Source organism: Stenotrophomonas sp. 80084_Sma, assembly GCF_056481995.1.
Window position 1 is genome coordinate 528,675 of sequence record NZ_CM151177.1, and the last position, 17,992, is coordinate 546,666.

Annotated in this window: 14 protein-coding genes; 9 read left to right on the forward strand and 5 right to left on the reverse strand. The window is 64.2% G+C overall.

All coding sequences use genetic code 11. From position 1 onward, the window contains the following. Positions 1-16: 16 nt before the first annotated feature. The 3 genes from ACZK3W_RS02415 to ACZK3W_RS02425 all read right to left on the reverse strand — a co-directional run bounded on the left by ACZK3W_RS02415 (position 17) and on the right by ACZK3W_RS02425 (position 3,993). Positions 17-1,477: a UdgX family uracil-DNA binding protein gene (locus ACZK3W_RS02415; RefSeq protein WP_478450395.1), complete on the reverse strand. Its 1,461-nt coding sequence runs from the start codon at positions 1,475-1,477 to the stop codon at positions 17-19. Then, positions 1,458-2,741 carry a putative DNA modification/repair radical SAM protein gene (locus tag ACZK3W_RS02420; protein WP_478450396.1) on the reverse strand — a complete coding sequence of 428 codons (1,284 nt, stop codon included), beginning with the start codon at positions 2,739-2,741 and terminating at the stop codon, positions 1,458-1,460. Before ACZK3W_RS02420 ends, ACZK3W_RS02415 begins: the two co-directional genes overlap by 20 nt. Before the next feature lie 124 nt (positions 2,742-2,865). Further along, entirely contained in the window at positions 2,866-3,993 is a 1,128-nt protein-coding gene (locus ACZK3W_RS02425) for a PilT/PilU family type 4a pilus ATPase (RefSeq protein ID WP_014645840.1), read from the reverse strand. A gap of 121 nt (positions 3,994-4,114) precedes the next feature. On the opposite strand from ACZK3W_RS02425, the gene ACZK3W_RS02430 reads away from it, so the two are divergent. From ACZK3W_RS02430 to galE, 9 genes are all read left to right on the forward strand, one after another. After that, a complete protein-coding gene (locus ACZK3W_RS02430) occupies positions 4,115-4,480 on the forward strand; it encodes a DUF4398 domain-containing protein (protein ID WP_049398394.1) in 366 nt (121 codons plus the stop codon). Then, positions 4,477-5,361 (forward strand): OmpA family protein, encoded by an 885-nt coding sequence (locus ACZK3W_RS02435; protein ID WP_253143397.1) that lies wholly within the window; start codon positions 4,477-4,479, stop codon positions 5,359-5,361. Before ACZK3W_RS02430 ends, ACZK3W_RS02435 begins: the two co-directional genes overlap by 4 nt. 324 nt (positions 5,362-5,685) lie before the next feature. Continuing rightward, the gene (locus ACZK3W_RS02440) at positions 5,686-5,922 is read left to right on the forward strand and encodes an HP1242/YdcH family protein (protein ID WP_004154075.1); all 237 of its coding nucleotides are present in this window, start codon (positions 5,686-5,688) and stop codon (positions 5,920-5,922) included. A 298-nt stretch (positions 5,923-6,220) separates the two neighbouring features. Next, positions 6,221-7,591: a pyridoxal-phosphate dependent enzyme gene (locus ACZK3W_RS02445; RefSeq protein ID WP_032127973.1), complete on the forward strand. Its 1,371-nt coding sequence runs from the start codon at positions 6,221-6,223 to the stop codon at positions 7,589-7,591. Positions 7,592-7,715: 124 nt separating this feature from the next. Continuing rightward, on the forward strand, positions 7,716-8,891 hold the full coding sequence (locus tag ACZK3W_RS02450; RefSeq protein WP_478450397.1) for a cystathionine gamma-synthase: 1,176 nt from the start codon (positions 7,716-7,718) through the stop codon (positions 8,889-8,891). A gap of 31 nt (positions 8,892-8,922) precedes the next feature. Next, positions 8,923-9,786: an ABC transporter permease gene (locus tag ACZK3W_RS02455; protein WP_065722706.1), complete on the forward strand. Its 864-nt coding sequence runs from the start codon at positions 8,923-8,925 to the stop codon at positions 9,784-9,786. Continuing rightward, positions 9,776-11,203: an ABC transporter ATP-binding protein gene (locus ACZK3W_RS02460; protein WP_478445402.1), complete on the forward strand. Its 1,428-nt coding sequence runs from the start codon at positions 9,776-9,778 to the stop codon at positions 11,201-11,203. The genes ACZK3W_RS02455 and ACZK3W_RS02460 overlap by 11 nt, the downstream gene beginning before the upstream one ends. A 148-nt stretch (positions 11,204-11,351) precedes the next feature. Then, on the forward strand, positions 11,352-13,526 hold the full coding sequence (locus ACZK3W_RS02465) for a class I SAM-dependent methyltransferase (protein WP_478450398.1): 2,175 nt from the start codon (positions 11,352-11,354) through the stop codon (positions 13,524-13,526). Positions 13,527-13,568: 42 nt separating this feature from the next. Continuing rightward, on the forward strand, positions 13,569-14,582 hold the full coding sequence (gene galE, locus ACZK3W_RS02470) for a UDP-glucose 4-epimerase GalE (RefSeq protein ID WP_478445404.1): 1,014 nt from the start codon (positions 13,569-13,571) through the stop codon (positions 14,580-14,582). A gap of 25 nt (positions 14,583-14,607) precedes the next feature. On the opposite strand, the gene ACZK3W_RS02475 is transcribed toward galE, so the two are convergent. Together ACZK3W_RS02475 and ACZK3W_RS02480 are read right to left on the reverse strand one after the other, a co-directional pair. Further along, entirely contained in the window at positions 14,608-15,807 is a 1,200-nt protein-coding gene (locus tag ACZK3W_RS02475; protein WP_478450399.1) for a glycosyltransferase, read from the reverse strand. Positions 15,808-15,823: 16 nt separating this feature from the next. Continuing rightward, positions 15,824-17,809: an HAD family hydrolase gene (locus ACZK3W_RS02480; RefSeq protein ID WP_478445406.1), complete on the reverse strand. Its 1,986-nt coding sequence runs from the start codon at positions 17,807-17,809 to the stop codon at positions 15,824-15,826. Positions 17,810-17,992: the final 183 nt, after the last annotated feature.

Sequence of the window (17,992 nt, forward strand, 5' to 3'; positions counted from 1 at the left end):
CTGTGGCACAAACGACTTAATCCCCTCCGTCCCCTTTCTGCAGCAGCCGGGCCAGGTCATCGCGGAACAGGCGATAGGCCTTCTCGCGGCGTACGTCATCGCCTTGCCGCAGCACCCACGCCGGGTGCACGGTGGCGTAGCCGCGGGTGCCATCCTCCAGTGTGTGCCAGCGTCCACGGTCGCGCGACAGATTGAAGTCACGGCCAAGTACCGAGGCTGCCGCGGTTGCGCCCAGGCAGACGATGACCCGTGGCCGCACCCGCGCGATCTCGCCCATCAGCCACGGCCGGCAGGCCTGGATGTGGCGGCTTTCCGGACGCTTGTGCAGCCGGATCTTGCCGCGGCGCTCATGGTGGAAGTGCTTCACCGCGTTGGTCAGGTACAGCGTGGCGCGATCGATGCCCAGCTCGGCCAGTGCGCGGTCCAGCAGTTGCCCGGCCGGGCCGGCGAAGGGCTGGCCACGCAGATCCTCGGTATCGCCAGGCTGTTCCCCCACCAGCATCACGCCGGCATTGGCCGGCCCCTGGCCGAACACGGTCTGCGTGGTGTTCTCCCACAGTGGGCACTGGCGGCAGGCGCTGGCCTGTTGCCGCAGATTCTGCAGGCTGCGGGTATCGGTGGCCGATATCGCCGCGTCTTCACGCAGGGGAATCCTGCGCTGCGGAGGCTGCGCGGGGCGATCATGCATTTCCTGCACGCGATCGCCTGCATCGCGCACCAGGCGCGGCAGCAACTGCGCCTCCGGCAGGTGCCGCCAGTACTTGGCCGGCATCTCCTGCATCATCATCCGCGTATTGAGCCGGGCCGGATTGAAGATGTTGGCGTAGTAGGTCTGCCACAGGGCCTCGCGGGCGTCCTCGGCCGGGGCGTCCTCACGCCGTGCCCCTCGGCCAAAGGCAAGCGCCTGCCCATCCCACGCGACGCTGCGCGAGGGCGTCAGGATGGCCCAGCGCATGCCGGTGAAACGGCGCGCGAAGAACGGTGCCACCCGATCGACAATGTGGTGCTGGGGTTCGAACCACGCGATGAACGCCTCGGGCTGGCCGGGTACCTCGCGGAAACGGACGAACGCCTTCATCTTGTGCGTGTCGCGGCGGACGGCCTGGGCCAGTGCCATCGCACGCAGCACATCGGCATCGGCGGGGTTGGTCAGTACCGCACGTTCGCCATGGGTGATCCGCCACAGCAGCCGATACAGCAGTGACAGGCGCTGCGGCTCGCTATGGCACAGGCAGGTGGCGGCCAGGTCGAGGAATTCGCGCGGGACGTTGGGAGCAGTTGCACCTGCCGGCACCACTGCCTGCTGCACCGGCGGCGCATCCAGCAGCGACGCTTCGCTGCCTTCGAGCCAGTCCAGCTGCTCGGGTGGCACGCCGCGCAGCAACGCATCACGCGCGCCGTCGCGCCAGGCCTGCAGTGACCAGGCCGGGTCCACCCGCTGCGACCAGCGCTGCGCGTCAGGCTGCCGGCGGTGCATCGAACAGCGATCCCTGGCGCGGAGGCGGGGCCAGCTGCGCGCGCAGCGCGGCCGGATCATACAGCGCCTTGCGCGGATGATGGTCGGCCAGCAGCACGAACGGCAGCAGCTTGCTCATCGGCGCCTTCAGGCGGGCGATGTCGGCTACGCGCAGGCGCCCATGACGGCGCGCCATCAGCACGCGCTTTGCATTGCGCACGCCCAGGCCGGGCACCCGCAGCAGCATTTCCTTCGGCGCGCGGTTCAGATCGACCGGAAAGCGTTCGGGATGGCGGATCGCCCAGGCCATCTTCGGATCGATATCCAGATCGAGCATTCCGCCCTGCGTGGTGTCGGTGATCTCGTTCACGCCGTAGCCATAGAAGCGCAACAGCCAGTCGGCCTGGTACAGCCGGTGCTCGCGCTGCAGCGGCGGAGGCTGCAATGGCAGCTGGCGGCTGGCATCGGGAATCGGGCTGAACGCGGAGTAGTAGACCCGGCGCATGCGGTAGTTGCCGTACAGGCTGTCGGCGCTGGTCAGGATCTGCTGGTCACTGGCGCCATCGGCACCCACGATCATCTGCGTGCTCTGGCCTGCCGGCGCGAAACGGGGCGGCTTCGGCCGCGCGCTGCGGGTGACGGCCGGCGCCAGCGCGGGCGCGGCCTTGCGTGCCTCCTGCGCTTCCTCGATGCGCCAGCGCAGTTCGCCCATCGCGCCGCGGATCGAATGAACGGTCTTTTCCGGCGCCAGTGTGGTCAGGCCGGCCTCGGTGGGCAGCTCCACGTTGATCGACAGGCGGTCGGCGTGGCGCCCGGCACTGGCCTGCAGCTCGGGCGAGGCTTCGGGAATCGTCTTGAGGTGGATGTAGCCGGCAAAGCGGTGCTCCTCGCGCAGCCGCCGGGCGACCTCCACCATCTGCTCCATCGTGTAGTCCGCATTGCGGATGATGCCGCTGGAGAGGAACAGCCCTTCGATGTAGTTGCGCTTGTAGAAATCCAGGGTGAGCGTGACTACCTCGTCCACGCTGAAACGCGCGCGGGCCACGTTGCTGGAAACGCGGTTCACGCAATAGGCGCAGTCGTAGACGCAGAAGTTGGTCAGCAGGATCTTCAGCAGCGATACGCAGCGGCCATCCGGCGTATAGCTGTGGCAGATGCCCATGCCCTCGGTGCTTCCGATGCCGCCGCTGGCACGCGAGTCGCGCTTCCCCGAGCCGCTGGAGGCGCAGGACGCATCGTACTTGGCGGCATCGGCCAGGATGGCCAGCTTGCGGATGGTTTCCATTGAGGAAACCTACGGACAGGAGGTCTCATCGGATGAGACACCTCCTGAACTCTTCAGAAAAAGGGGACGGAGGGAATCAAGTCGTAAGTGCATTTACGACTTAATTCCCTCCGTCCCCTTTTTTCTAGAAGCCGTGGGTGATGCTGGGTGCGCCGGCCGAGAAATCCGCGTACGGGTCGTGCTCGCCGCTGCTGCCCTCGGACAGGCGGAACTTCAGGGCCAGGCCATCGCGCGAGTCGGCCGCGCGCAGCGCTTCCTCCTGCTCGATGATGCCGGCCTTGGCCAGACGGAACAGGCACTGGTCGAAACTCTCCATGCCTTCCTCCAGCGAGCCTTCCATCGCCGCCTTGATCTCGTGCACCTGGCCGCGACGCAGCAGGTCACGGATCATCGGCGTGTTGATCAGCACCTCGGTGGCCGGCAGGCGACGGCCCTCCTTGTTCTTCACCAGGCGCTGGCTGATCACCGCACGCAGGTTCAGCGCCAGGTTCATCAGCACGTTCTTGTGCGCGCTTTCCGGGAAGAAGTTGAGGATGCGCTCGATGGTCTGGTCGGCGTTGTTGGAGTGCAGGGTGGCCAGGCACAGGTGGCCGGTTTCGGCGAAGGCGATCGCCGCCTCCATCGTTTCCGCATCCAGGATCTCGCCGATCAAGATCACGTCCGGCGCTTCACGCATCGCGTTCTTCAGCGCGTTGTGGAAGGCATGGGTGTCCAGCCCGACCTCGCGCTGGTTGACGATCGACATCTTGTGCTTGTGCAGGTACTCGATCGGGTCCTCGATGGTGAGGATGTGACCGGTGGTGGTGCTGTTGCGGTGGTCGATCATCGACGCCAGCGAGGTGGACTTGCCGGAACCGGTGGACCCCACCACCAGCACCAGCCCGCGCGGGGTCATGATGACGTCCTTCAGCACCTGCGGCAGGTTCAGCTCCTCGATGCTCGGGATGCGGCTGCGGATGGCGCGGATGACCATGCCCACTTCGCCGCGCTGCTTGAACACGTTGACGCGGAAGCGCCCGGCATCGGGCAGGGCGATGGCCATGTTGAGCTCCAGCTCGCGCTCGAACTGCGGCACCTGGCCTTCGTCCATCAGCGAGTAGGCGATCTTCTTGACCATGCCCGGCGGCAGGCCGGTGTTGCCCAGCGGATAAAGCTTCCCCTCGATCTTGATGTAGACCGGTGCTCCGGTGGTCAGGAACATGTCCGAAGCGTTCTTTTCGGTCATCAGCTTCAGGAAGTAGCCGATATCCATTGCGAATTTTCCCCAACGAAACGGCCGACGCCCGTTGCCAGCACGGTGTCGGCTTGACGACAATGGCCGTGAACCGACAACCGGTACGGCCTCCCCAATGAAACGACTTAGCTTCGCACGAATGCGCCATGGCCTGTATGTGATGGCGTTTGCATTCGCACTGTCTGCCCCCGCCTGGGCGCAGGACGGCGCACTGGAACTGGCCCAGGCCCGGCAGGCGGTCGACAAGGCCACCCAGGCCGACGCCGACCAGTACGCCCCGGACCTGATCGGGCTGGCCCGGCAGGGGCTGGAACAGGCCCAGCGTGCTGCCGGCGACCGCCGCGAGCGCAAGAACGCCCCGGCGATCGCCCTGCGCGCCGCTGCCGATGCCGACCTGGCCCGCGCCCGCAGCGAGGAAGCCACCGTCACCGCGCAGCTGCAACTGCGCCGCAACGAGGTCAACCAGCTGCAACGCCAGCTGTCGACCGGGGAGGACCGCCGGTGAAGCCGATGACTGCCGCAACCCTGGCTGCGCTGCTGGCGCTGCCGACCCTGGCCTTGGCCGCCGACAACCCGATGGTGGCGCAGCTGAGCCAGCGTCTGATGGCCATCCAGGCCAATCCCGACACGGCTGAGCTGGGCGCCTTCGAGCGCATGCAGGCCCAGCAGGCCATCGCCACCCTGGACAAGGCCAAGCGCCGCGACCAGGAGCTGGCCACCTACCTGGCCGAGCGCCGGGTGGAGATCGCCGAGACTGCCGTGCGTGCCGCACTGGCCGCGCGCGAGGTCGACCGCCTGGAGCGCACCCGCAGCGACCTGCTGATCGAGGCCAGCCGCCGCGATGCCGCCCGCGCCCGCCAGGAAGCCGAGCAGCTGAGAATGCAGGCGCAGATGCAGGCCGAGGAGGCGGAGCGCCTGCGCCAGGCCGCCGAGGCCGAAACCCTGGCCCGCCAGGACGCCGAGAACGCCCTGACCAGCGTCGCCGGCAAGCAGCAGCAGCGCCTCAGCGCCGCCCAGCAGAACGCCGCCAAGCTGGCCCGCGAGGAAGCCGAGCTGGTATCCGGGCAGAAGTTGCCGGGCTCGAAGTTCGATGGCCGTGGCGAAGTCTTCACCTTCAATGGTGACGCATTTGCCGCTGGCGCCTCCAGCCTGTCCGGTGGGGCCCGCAACCAGGCCAAGGCGCTGGCCGAGTACCTGAACATCGGCAAGAAGGGCCGCCTGCGCATCGAGGCCTATGACAGCGCCAACGGGGTCGGTCAGAAGCGCGCCGAAGCGCTGCGCGACGCCCTGGTCGCGGGCGGTGTCGCCAGCAACCGGATCCAGCTCAGTGGCAAGAAGGCCGCGTCCACCCGGGCACGCTCGGCCGAGGTCATCATCGCCCCGTAATTGCTTGATATTGTTTGTTTTTCGTTGCGATGAGCATTCAGCCTGAACCCCGCCCCCGCGGGGTTCGGTCTTTTTGCCGCAGGGGTCTTGTACCCCGCCTTGAGCAGGCGTAGGGTCAATCGTCCGGGACGCAATGCCGCGGACCGGACGATGGGAGGGCCGGGCCGATGCAAACAGGGCGCGAACCGCAGCAGATCGACGTGCGCAGGCCAGTGCCGCAGGTCGTTGCAGGCGTCCAGGTGGCCATCGACCGGCGCTCCTCCATGAACAACGCCCCGTGCCTTGCGGCCGGGGCGTTCGTGTATCTGTCGAAGGAGGTCCATCATGTTTGAAGATCAGCCCCAGAGCGAGATCGACGCCCGTCGCGCGCGTGATCCGGAGTTCAGGGCACTCCATGACCAGCACCGCAAGTTGAACAAGAAGTGCATGGACGCGGAGTTGGGTGTACTCCCGATCGATGATGTCACCCTGGGTCGCATGAAGCGCGAGAAGCTGCTGGCCAAGCAACGACTTCTGCGAATGTACGAAACACCGCTCCCAATGACGTCCCCCACGCTTTGACGCACCCCGTCACGCCCGGAACGGCGTGACCCGGCCATCGATGGCCCCGCCGGGCGCTCCTGCCCCGGCATCGCGGCACCGCCGATGAGGCGGCCGCGCCAAGGCACCACAGGCCGTGGTGCCTTGGCCTGCAGGCACAACTCACCGATGCGGGCGGTACCGGTCTCCTCGTCGATCCGGGGCCGTCCGCATCTCTTTTACGGTGGACAGGCTGCGGCCCTGCCGACCTGACTTTCATCGCCATCCGTCGGATAATCATCGGTCCGGCCCTGTGCGGCGCGAACCGAAAGTCCTCCGAATGCCCATCCATTCTTCCGTCCTCGAACTCATCGGCCAGACCCCGATCGTCAAGGCCCAGCGCCTGGACACCGGCGTCTGCGAGCTCTACCTGAAGCTGGAGAGCGCCAACCCGGGCGGATCGATCAAGGATCGCATCGGCCTGTCGATGATCGAGGCGGCGGAAAAGCGCGGCGACCTGAAGCCCGGTGCCACCCTGGTTGAGGGCACGGCTGGCAACACCGGCCTGGGCCTGGCGCTGGTGGCCCAGCAGAAGGGCTATAAGCTCATTCTGGTCGTTCCCGACAAGATGAGCCGGGAAAAGATCTTCAATCTGAAGGCGATGGGCGCCGAAGTGCGCCTGACGCGCTCGGACGTGGCCAAGGGCCATCCGGAGTACTACCAGGACCTGGCCAAGACCATCGCCGAGCAGACCCCGGGCGCCTACTTCATCAACCAGTTCGGCAACCCGGACAACCCCGCCGCGCATGAATTCGGTACCGGCCCGGAAATCCTCGAACAGATGGGCGGCGACCTCGATGCCATCGTGTTCGGCTGCGGCAGCTCCGGCACCATGACCGGCCTGTCGCGTGCCTTCGCCAAGCTGTCGCCGAAGACCGAGCTGGTGCTGGCCGATCCGGTCGGTTCGATCCTGGCCGAGTACATCAACGACGGCAATCTGAACGACAAGTCGGGCAGCTGGCTGGTGGAAGGCATCGGCGAGGACTTCCTGCCGTCGATCTCCGATTTCAGCCGCGTCAAGAAGGCTTATGCCATCAGCGACGCCGAGAGCTTCCACACCGCACGCGAACTGCTGGGCAAGGAAGGCATCCTGGGTGGCTCGTCCACCGGCACCCTGCTGGCCGCCGGCCTGAAGTACTGCAAGGAGCAGACCACGCCGAAGAAGGTGCTGGTGCTGGTGCCGGATACCGGCAACAAGTACCTGTCGAAGATGTACAACGACTACTGGATGCTGGACAACGGTTTCCTGCAGCGCCCGCAGCACGGTGACCTGCGCGACCTGATCCTGCGCCCGTACGGCCAGCGCGACACCGTGGTGATCGGTCCGAACGACCTGCTGACCACCGCCTACCAGCGCATGAAGCTGTACGACGTATCGCAGCTGCCGGTGATGGACGGCGAGCAGCTGGTCGGCATCGTCGACGAAAGCGACGTGTTGCTGCACGTGTATGGCGATGAGGCACGCTTCCGCGACACCGTCGCCACCGCGATGGTCAGCAAGCTGGACCGGCTGGACGTGAAGTCCCCGATCGAGGCGCTGCTGCCGGTGTTCGACCGCGGCCAGGTGGCGATCGTGATGGACGGCGACACTTTCCTGGGCCTGATCACCCGTATCGATCTGCTGAACTATCTGCGCCGTCGCGTGCAGTAAGCCGCTGATCGCCGACGTTCACTGCTGAATCCTGGTTTATCCGCGTCAAAGGTCGTTAAGGCCGCGCTGGTAGACTTCCGCACCTTCGATGGCGCCGTGCGTCGGCGCCCCCTCAGGAAAGAACATGTCCAACGCAACTTCCCAGGATCGCGCCCTGGCCCTGGCTACCCTGGCCATCCACGGTGGCCAGTCGCCCGACCCCAGCACCGGCGCGGTGATGCCGCCGATCTACGCCACCTCGACCTACGCCCAGTCCAGCCCGGGCGAGCATCAGGGCTTCGAGTACTCGCGTACCCACAACCCGACCCGCTTCGCCTATGAGCGTTGCGTGGCGTCGCTGGAAGGCGGCACCCGCGGCTTTGCCTTCGCTTCGGGCATGGCGGCCAGCTCGACCGTGATCGAGCTGCTGGACGCCGGCAGCCATGTGGTGGCAATGGACGATATCTACGGCGGCAGCTTCCGTCTGTTCGAGCGCGTGCGTCGCCGCACCGCCGGGCTGGATTTCAGCTTCGTCGACCTGACCGATCTGGCCGCGTTCGAGGCCTCCATCACGCCGAAGACGAAGATGGTGTGGATCGAGACCCCGACCAACCCGATGCTGAAGATCGTCGACATCGCTGCGGTCGCTGCCATCGCCAAGCGCCATGGCCTGATCGTCGTCGTCGACAACACCTTCGCCTCGCCGATGCTGCAGCGCCCGCTGGAGCTGGGCGCTGACCTGGTCCTGCACTCGGCCACCAAGTATCTCAATGGCCACTCGGACATGGTCGGCGGCATGGTCGTGGTCGGCGACAACGCCGAACTGGCCGAGCAGATGGCCTTCCTGCAGAACTCGGTGGGTGGCGTGCAGGGCCCGTTCGACAGCTTCCTGGCCCTGCGTGGCCTGAAGACCCTGCCGCTGCGCATGAAGGCACACTGCGCCAATGCGCTGGCCCTGGCACAGTGGCTGGAGAAGCACCCGGCCGTGGAAAAAGTGATCTACCCGGGCCTGGCCTCGCACCCGCAGCACGAGCTGGCCGGCAAGCAGATGGCCGGTTACGGCGGCATCGTTTCGATCGTGCTCAAGGGCGGTTTCGAGGCGGCCAAGCGCTTCTGCGAGAAGACCGAGCTGTTCACCCTGGCCGAGTCGCTGGGCGGCGTGGAAAGCCTGGTCAACCACCCGGCGGTGATGACGCATGCCTCGATCCCGGTCGCGCGGCGGGAGCAGCTGGGCATCAGTGATGCGCTGGTAAGGCTGAGCGTGGGTGTGGAAGATCTGGGGGATCTGCAGGTGGATCTGGAAAGGGCGTTGGGCTCGTGAGACAGCGGCTAGCCCGGGAGTACTTACATCCATGAATGACGTTGTCGTCCATACGCCGAACTCGATTTCAGAGCGTACCAATCTGTTCAATGCGCCCAGGAAGCTGGCGCGGAGCATCTGGATCCATCGCAGCCTGATCGTGCAGATGACCCGGCGTGAAGTGACCGGGCGCTACAAGGGGTCGTTGCTCGGCCTGGCGTGGTCGTTCTTCAATCCACTGCTGATGTTGGTCATCTATACGTTCTTCTTCTCGGTGATCTTCAACGCGCGCTGGGGCACTGATGCCCCAGGTGGCAAGGCTGCATTCGCGATCATCCTGTTCTCCGGCCTGATCATGCATACCTTCCTGGCCGAATGCATCAACCGTGCCCCCGGTCTGATCGTGGGCAATGTGAACTACGTCAAGCGTGTCGTGTTTCCATTGGAGATTCTTACGCTGATCTCGCTGGGCTCGGCGCTGTTCCATGCGGCAATCAGTCTCCTGGCGTTGTTTGCCGCGCAGCTGGCCTTCATGCAGGAGATGCACTGGACCGTCGTGTTCCTGCCGTTGGTAATGTTGCCCCTGATCCTTGCGGCCATGGGCCTGTCGTGGATCCTTGCATCGCTGGGCGTATTCGTCCGCGATGTGGGGCAGATGACTGGTACGGTGATGACGATCCTGCTGTTCCTGTCGCCGGTGTTCTATCCCATCACCGCGCTTCCTGAGAAGTACCGCGGCTGGCTGATGCTCAATCCACTGACCTTCATCATCGAGAATGCGCGCAAGGTGATCGTGTTCGGAACCTATCCTGACTTCCGCCAGCTGCTGGTGGGTACGGTAATCGCCGGTGTTGTTGCCATATTCGGCTTCTGGTGGTTCCAGAAGACCAGGAAGGGGTTTGCCGATGTCCTCTGATGAAATAGCAATCAGTGTACGTGGCGTCAGCAAGCGCTATGAGATGTATGACACCCCGCGGCAGCGCCTGAAACAGTTCTTCGTGCCGGCGCTGAACCGTGTTTCGCCGGGCCTTTGCCACGATCAGTTCCGTGAGTTCTGGGCACTCCGCGACATCGATTTCGAGGTCAAGCGCGGTGAGGCGGTCGGTATTGTCGGGCGCAACGGCAGCGGCAAGAGCACGCTGTTGCAGATCATCACGGGCACCTTGTCGCCTACCGCCGGCGAGGTCCGTACCAGCGGGCGCATTGCTGCGCTGCTGGAGCTCGGATCGGGTTTCAATCATGAGTACTCAGGGCGCGAGAACGTTTATCTCAACGGCGCGCTGCTGGGCCTGACGCCGGCCGAGATCGACGAAAAGTTTGACGCTATTGCTGGGTTCGCCGATATCGGCGACCACTTGGAACAACCCGTCAAGACCTATTCCAGCGGCATGCTCGTACGCCTGGCGTTCGCCGTGCAGGTGCAGTTGAGGCCCGACATCCTGATCGTTGACGAGGCCTTGGCCGTGGGTGACGCGCTGTTCCAGAAGCGCTGCTTCCAGCAGATCGAGCGCCTCGTCAGTGACGGCGTATCGTTGCTGTTCGTTTCCCACGACCAGGAATCGGTGCGCACCTTGACCAATCGGGCGCTGCTGCTGCGCGATGGCCGGCAGATCGGCTGGGGAACGTCTTCGGAAGTGATCGTGAGCTATCGGCGACTGCTGCATGAGGAGGAGTCGCGCTACTTCTCCTCATTGACTGAGAAGATCGCGGCGTCGGCAGCCCTCCACAAGCAGGAATCGGAGCCTTCGCTTCCCGTGCTGCCCCTCGACACGCGGGCCGATGCTGCTTCGTCGCCGCCGGCCGGAGAGGTAGAAGTGGCCCAGGGCGCACGCTCGGGCAACATGTCATTCGGCGACCAGCAGGCCTTTGTTGTGAAGGTGGAGACGCTGGACGAGGCGGGTGACAACGTATCCGTGTACTACCCCTCGCAGCGGATCACCATTCGCGTCGAATGCGAGAGTCGTGTCGCAATCAGCAATTTGAATGTCGGAGTTCGCATTCGAAACAAGGAAGGTTTCAAGATTTATTCATGGGGCACCCTGAATCAGGACATGAAGCGCCTGGCAGGCCTGGCAGAAGGCGAGGTCTTCTGGAATCGCCAGTTTGCCCCGGGTGAGCGCTTCAGTGTCACGTTCACCTGCGATTGTGATCTCGGTGTCAATCTGTACGAAATTCAGGCCGCAGTGTCCTTTGAAGAGCGGCCGGACTACACCAGCCAGCGCATACTGCACTGGATGGATGAAGCCGCGTTCTTCCAGGTGCTGATGCGCAGGGATGAGCATTTCTTTGGCGGTGTCATCGACCTGAGGATGCAGGCCGATTGGGACCGTTAGCGATGGGTGTGTGGATATGGGTGAGAACGAGAGCGTAGCGGTCTACCAGCTGCGTTGGGACCGGTGTTGGAGTGCCGGTGCAGAGGACGACACTCCGGCGATTGCTGCGTTCGCGCAGACAATCTTGGCTACTGCCGGTGCTGGCAAGGTGCTGGACGTCGGCTGTGGCCGTGGCGGGCTGGTCGCAGAGCTGCTCAAGCAAGGCGTGGACGCCCGTGGTGTCGATATATCGCAGGTCGCGATCAGCGCGGCGCAGCAGCGTGCGCCGGGTCGTTTCGCCTGCGCTGCTGCGACGGCCCTGCCTTACCCCGATGGCCATTTCGATTGTGTCGTGGCCAACGGCCTCTTCGAGTACCTGGATGAAGTGGATGTGCCGCCCGTGCTCGCCGAGCTGCGACGGATCTGCCAGGGGCAGTTACTGGTACGCGTGCAGGTGTCGGCGGTCGTGGAGGAGGGGGATGGCAGGCAGGTCATCGAGGGCCGCAGCTGGTGGGAGCAGAAGTGCTTCGACGCGGGCTTCCGCAAGCACCCCGGCTACTTCGACCTGATCAACTTCGAGTCGTTGAACTTCGACGACGGTGTGATTTTGCTGGCACTGGAGGCGAAGCCCGTGGTGGCGGGCGATGCAGTGTGCGACTCCTGCTGCAGCACGGGTATCGTGGCCGACGCCGAACTCTACAAGTACCACTGGGCGGCGGGTTATGTACGCCCGGGTGACCGGGTGCTGGATCTGGAGGCGGCGGCCGGTGCAGGCAGCTATCTGCTGTCGCGCCGCTCCGAAGCGGACACGCTCTACTGCGTGATCGATCCCGCGGCACGTTTGGCCTTTGAGGCGGCCTATGTCGCAATGGATCCCCGCCTTCGCCCGACGCTGTCCGGCGCAGCACCTGAAGTCGATTTCGTCGTCGCGGTCGGTGACCCGAAGTCGCGCGGGACGCTGGTGGATGTGCTGGATTCGCTGCAGGGCGGGGTTTCGCCTGGAGGTCGCGTGCTGCTGTCACTGGTGGCAGACGGTGGCGACGCCTCGGAATCATGGCCCAAACTGCAGGATGTACTCCCGTCCGGTTGGTACCTCGAACAGGCCTTCAGCCTGCTCGGTGGCATTCCCCGGGGCAGGGGCGGTGCGGTGCGTGCATTTGCCCCCTGCGGGCTGGAGTGCACGGACACGGTGCCGAAGGGCGCCGAGTTGCTACTGGTCGTGATGCGGGATCCGCTGGCTTCGGGATTCGTCTACCGTGAATCCGTCTACGGAGCCAGTGATAGACCGGCCGAAGTTCTGGAGTTCGCCCGCGACTACCGTAATCCCTGGCTGCTTCGTGCGCTGGTGGAGTTCCCGTTCCGCGCACGCAATCCGCAGGTACTCGCCGACATCGCCCGGCGCGTGCTGGCGCAACCTGCGAACGAGGGTGCTCCGGACGCGGCGGCTGCGTTGGCCGTACTCGGCTACCAGATGCTCGAACGTGAGGAGCTTGTGGCCGAGGAGGTCACTGTCGTGGTCAGGCGGATGGTGGAGCACTTGGACCGCGCCATCCCGTCTCCACACGCGTTGCGCTGGTCGATCTCGCTGCGCTATCTGTGCGCATCCCTGTTGCGTCGTATCGGTGATCTGGATGGAGCGCTGGAAGCGCTTGATGCGGTTGTTGCCGTTGACTGGCGCTCGTTCAGCCCGACCATCGGTACCAAGATCGTCGATGCCGCCTACGAGGCCGGGCAGCTGCTGGCCGCTGGCGGTCAGCCGGAACAGGCCCGTGCGCGTTGGCGCATGGCCAGCACGGTTGCCTTCGAGATGCTTGCGTGCGGGCATGAGGCTTACCTGGGGGATCCGGAGCAGCCGCAGCAGTTCGCATCGATCGTGGGGGTTGAGCTTCTGGACTCGGCGACGCGCAGCATCAAGGCGCTGCGCTGGTCGGCTCCCGCGCGACAGCTGCCCCAGGAGCGCCTGCTTGAGCAGAGCCGGCAATGCTGGAAGTGGATGATCCGCGAGCGTACCGACTCGATTGCATCCCAGGCGCGCCTGCTGGACGAGCGTTGGCAGGTTCTGCAGTCGCTGGACCAGATGGTGTCCGAACGGGATGAGATCATCACGTCGCTCGAACGGATGGTGTCCGAACGCGACGAGGTGATTCAATCCCAGGGGCACCTGATCGATGGCCGCGATGAATCGATCCGTTCGATGACTGCCTTGATCGATGCGCGTGATGAGGCTCTGCAGGGGCAGGCCGACCTCCTTGAAGCGCGCTGGAAGGTGATGACCCATATGGATGCTGAAATCGCGGCGCGTGACCAGATCATTGCGAGCCTCAACCAGAAGCTCGGCAAGTAGTCCATCCCAGCGGCATGTACGAAGAAATAAGGAAGAACAAGGATGAAGATCCTGGTAACTGGCGGCACCGGCTACATCGGCTCGCACACGTGCGTGAAGCTTGTCGAGCAGGGTTACGATGTCTGCCTGGTGGACAATCTCTGCAACTCCTCGGCACGTGTGGTAGACCAGCTGGCCAAGATCATCGGCTTCACTCCCGAGTTCCATCAGATGGACATCCGCGAGCCGGCATTCGCCGAGCTGCTGCGCAGCAGCGGTGCGGAGGCGGTGATCCATTTCGCCGCGCTCAAGTCGGTGGCCCAGTCGGTCGCCGATCCGCTTTCCTACTTCGACAACAACATCACCGGCACCCTGTGCCTGCTGCGGGCCATGAAGGACGCAGGTGTCGGCAAACTCGTGTTCAGTTCATCGGCCACGGTCTATGGCGATGGCAACACCTCGCCGATCACAGAGTCGGCCGGCCTTGGTGCGGTCAATCCCTATGGCCGTACCAAGCTGGTGATGGAACAGATGATCGGCGATCTGACCGCCTCCATGCCGGAGTTCGGGGCAGCGCTGCTGCGCTACTTCAACCCTGTCGGTGCCCACGAGAGCGGATTGATCGGCGAGGATCCCAACGGCCCGCCGAACAATCTGATGCCCTACATCTCGCAGGTTGCAATTGGCCGTCGTACCGCATTGAACGTGTTCGGCAATGACTATCCCACCAGTGACGGCACGGGAGTGCGCGACTACGTGCACGTGGTCGACCTGGCCGAGGCCCATGTGCGTGCCATCGATGCCCTGCAGAAGCACCCGCGGGGCTTCACCGTGAACCTGGGAACGGGGCGCGGCTATAGCGTGCTTGAGGTGGTGCATGCATTCGAGCGGGCGTCGGGCCAGAGCATCGCGGTGGACTTCGCGCCACGTCGGGAAGGTGACGTGGCGGAGTGCTTTGCTGATACGGGCCTGGCCGAGCAGTTGCTGGGCTGGAAGGCGCAGTTCGACCTGCAGCGTATGTGTGAAGACAGCTGGCGCTGGCAGACGCAGTATCCGAGAGGCTACCAGGACGTTTGAGTAGCGTCCCGACTTACGGGCTGGTTCAGAACCAGCCCTCGCCGATGTAGCGGCACCATTGACGGAAGTCGTGGATGGCGCGGATGCGGTACAGGCGCGCGCCGACGCGCTTGCGCAGGCTGACGTGCTGCGGGATGTGCTTAAGACGTTCGTTCTCATCGGCAACATATCGCGCCCAGAAATGCTCGTTGCGTTCGCGCAGTTCGGTGCGGTCGACTGCCGGCAACGACTGCATCTGACGAAGCACTGACTCGAACTGGGTCGACGAGGTATTCCAGTCGGGCCAGGCCTCGGCCGTCGCGATTGCATTGTGCTTCAGCCGCTGCAGTTCATCCGGCGAGTCCTTCAGCAGATTCAGGGCATTGACTACACCACTCTCGTCGTCACGCTGCAGGACCAAGGCGTTCTCGCCATTGCGGATGTACTCGTCATGGCCGGTGACGTTATAGACGATCGCGGTGCCGCCACAGTGGAACATCTCCAGCGGCGGCCCGAACATGCCTTCGACATAGCTGAGCTTGACGATCACATCGCATGAGCGATAGATCGCGGGAACCTGGTCGATCGGAACCCTCGAGAACAGACGGTCGATGCCTGGATACCAGCGCAGCTGACTGGAGGTCAGCAGCCAGGTCTGGTCGGCGCGGCTGTTGCGGGTAAGTTTTAGGCTGCGGCCGACGTTCTTGAAGAACACACCGAAGGGACCTTCGACCAACACGCGCAGATCGCGGCCCCGCGGCGCGTGGACCGGGCCGTCCAGGCGGTACAGATCCTTGCGGATGCCATTACGCACCAATCGGGCATCGTTTCCATGGTGTTCCCGCAGGTGTTCCTGGATCCAGGTTGCCTCGGTGACGGCCGGGAGCCCCAGATCGTAGGTGCTGTCGACCAGCGCCTGTAGTGGTCGCTCCGCGTCGGGGTAAAAACGCGATTCGATGGACTGCACAAAGTAGGCGTACTGGTCGGCATTGATCTTGTGCAGCTCGGTGGCGGTACGCCACCAGGTGGCGACCGCCAGATCGAAGTGCTCCTCGCCGAGGTCCCAGATCTGCACGATCCGCAGGACATCAAGTGCGGGGTGCCATTTGCGTTGGCTCGCGACATAGGGGTACTGCAGTACCAGGGTGACGTCATGCCCTTCCTGGATCGCATGCAGTGCATGCTGGAACACCACGTAGGTACCACCGCTGATGTCGGCAGAGCCGACAAAGAACGCAATTTTCATTCAGGCTTCCCGGTGATCAATCTTCAATGCCGCGCAGTCGACCTGAGGCGTAGCGCGAGGCAACCCAGCGGCCACCGCGCTGCAGGCAGGTCAACAGGGGCCAGAAGCCGAGGTTGTCCACGCCATTGCGGCGCAATGACAGGTAGAAACGAAGCTTGTCGATGAACGATGGCTGATGTGCGCCGACATCGAAGGTGGAATGGTTGAACACGCCGAAGTTCTCGACGTGGTAAACGTTCTCGAACCACTCGATTGCGGCCTGGTCCGGCTGCAGCAGCATGCGTGCATGCGCGCGCGTGGCCAGGCGTTCCAGCTCACGGGCAGGGATGTTGTGGTGGCGGAAGACGCGATCCAGTTCAACGAACAGGTCCCACAACTGGGCTTGCAGCGGTGCGACCTTGCTGCGGAACAGCGACTCCTCGCTGAACTCCTGGTGGCTCACCACGGGCAGGCCGTTGGCATCGAAGCTGTAGCGCAATGCCGAGCCATGGTCGGCCGCGAGCACGACTTCGAACAGTGCACGGTTTTCGTTGAAAACTGCGAAGTTGCGGCTGGTGTTGCCAACGCAGGAGAACAGCAGGCCATCCTTCCGGTTCCGGGCCGAAGCCGAACCGCTGGCCACCAGGCCGATGTAATGGCCTTGTACGGCTGTCAGGCCGTTGTCCGCACCGATGACGATGGCCGAAATGTTGTCCTGGATGGTGCCCTTCCAGCCCACATCGACCAGATGCAGGGTCTGGGCTGTGGGGTCGGCCCCGAAGGCGTTCAGGTAGGCGAGGAACGCCGAGCGGCGTGCCAGGCGTTCCTGTTCATAGGTCTGCTGGAACAGCGCATCGGCACGCAGGCGGGCGAAGACTTCGCTGGACGGGAGGTCATCCTGGATGGCGTCGGCCCCAACGCCAAGGCGCTCGGCCAGTTCAGCAGACATCGACTGCAGGCCAAGGCTGGACAGGAAGTCGTTGAGCGAGATGCGCCGATACTGGCGGAACAGCGTCTCGAAGGTTTCCTGGGCCAGTGGCTGCAGTGACGGCAGCAGGGTGGCGCGGCGCGAGACCTCGAGATAATGGCTGCGAATGCGGACTGCGCCCTGGAGCTGCCGCGTGCTCTGGTAGTGGTCGAACAGGCGCTTCAGGAACTGGCCCTCACGGGCCAGGAAAAACACATCGCGGGCACCCTCGCGGACCAGGCGCGCATGTAGACGGTCGATGAAAAGATGGAGCGTGAGCGCAAGCTCGCGGAACACGCCGGGTCCTGCACTGAGCAGGCGATTGACGTCGGCACGGGTACGGGCAAGGTCGGCGGCACGTTCAGCCAGCACCTGGTAATGGGCGTGACGTCGACTGCGATCCAGGTGGATGGCGTGGAGTCCAGCGGCCCTGGCGTTGTTGAAATCAGCGTGCTCGTTGTCGCCGATCATCAGCACCCGGCCTGGCGCGATGCCCGTTTCCGCAAGCAGGCGGGCATACATTCCATTGCCGCGCTTGGTCGTGAACGAATCGCATGATACGAACATGCGTTTGAAGGCCGTATCCAGCCCATGATGGGCAAGGAACCGCTGGAAAACATCGGTTTCAAGATAGAAATCGCTGACCAGCCAGCATTCAATGCCCTTTGCCGCTAGCTCCCGGACCAGGCCAACCACCTGTTCGTCCAGCTGCTGAGTAGACAATTCCAGCGAGACTTCCAGGTCCAGCGCGAGTGTGGTGAATGCGGTGCGAGGCATCGACTGCAGCCCCGGGTTGGCGTCCCAGAGTTCGATATAGACCTCGCTGGCGCGGAATTCGCTGTCCAGGCCGGGACCACGGTCGATGGCGCAATGAGCGGCCTCGCGCGCGTTGCGCTGGCGATACAGCTCGGGGCCGTCAGGACCCTCTGGGAAGGTGCGGGCAATCCCCTCGGCCCACAGCCGCTTTACGTCCTCCGGATGGACGCCCCGCGATACCAGGGTATCGAAGTAGTCGAAGCAGACCACCGAAGGCTGAATGCGTTCAATTTCACTCATGACCCCCTTCGGGTCGATATCGGTGCAATGCTCTTGGGTCATGGACTGTCGTGAATGGCCTGTAGCGAAAGGGTGCGGGTTACGCAAGAGGGGATAGAGATGGTATCAGCGTCGCCTGGGACCGCGGTAGCGCAAAGGTGGCGAGGCTCGGATATCATGTCCGGCTGAAAATGACGCGGCCTG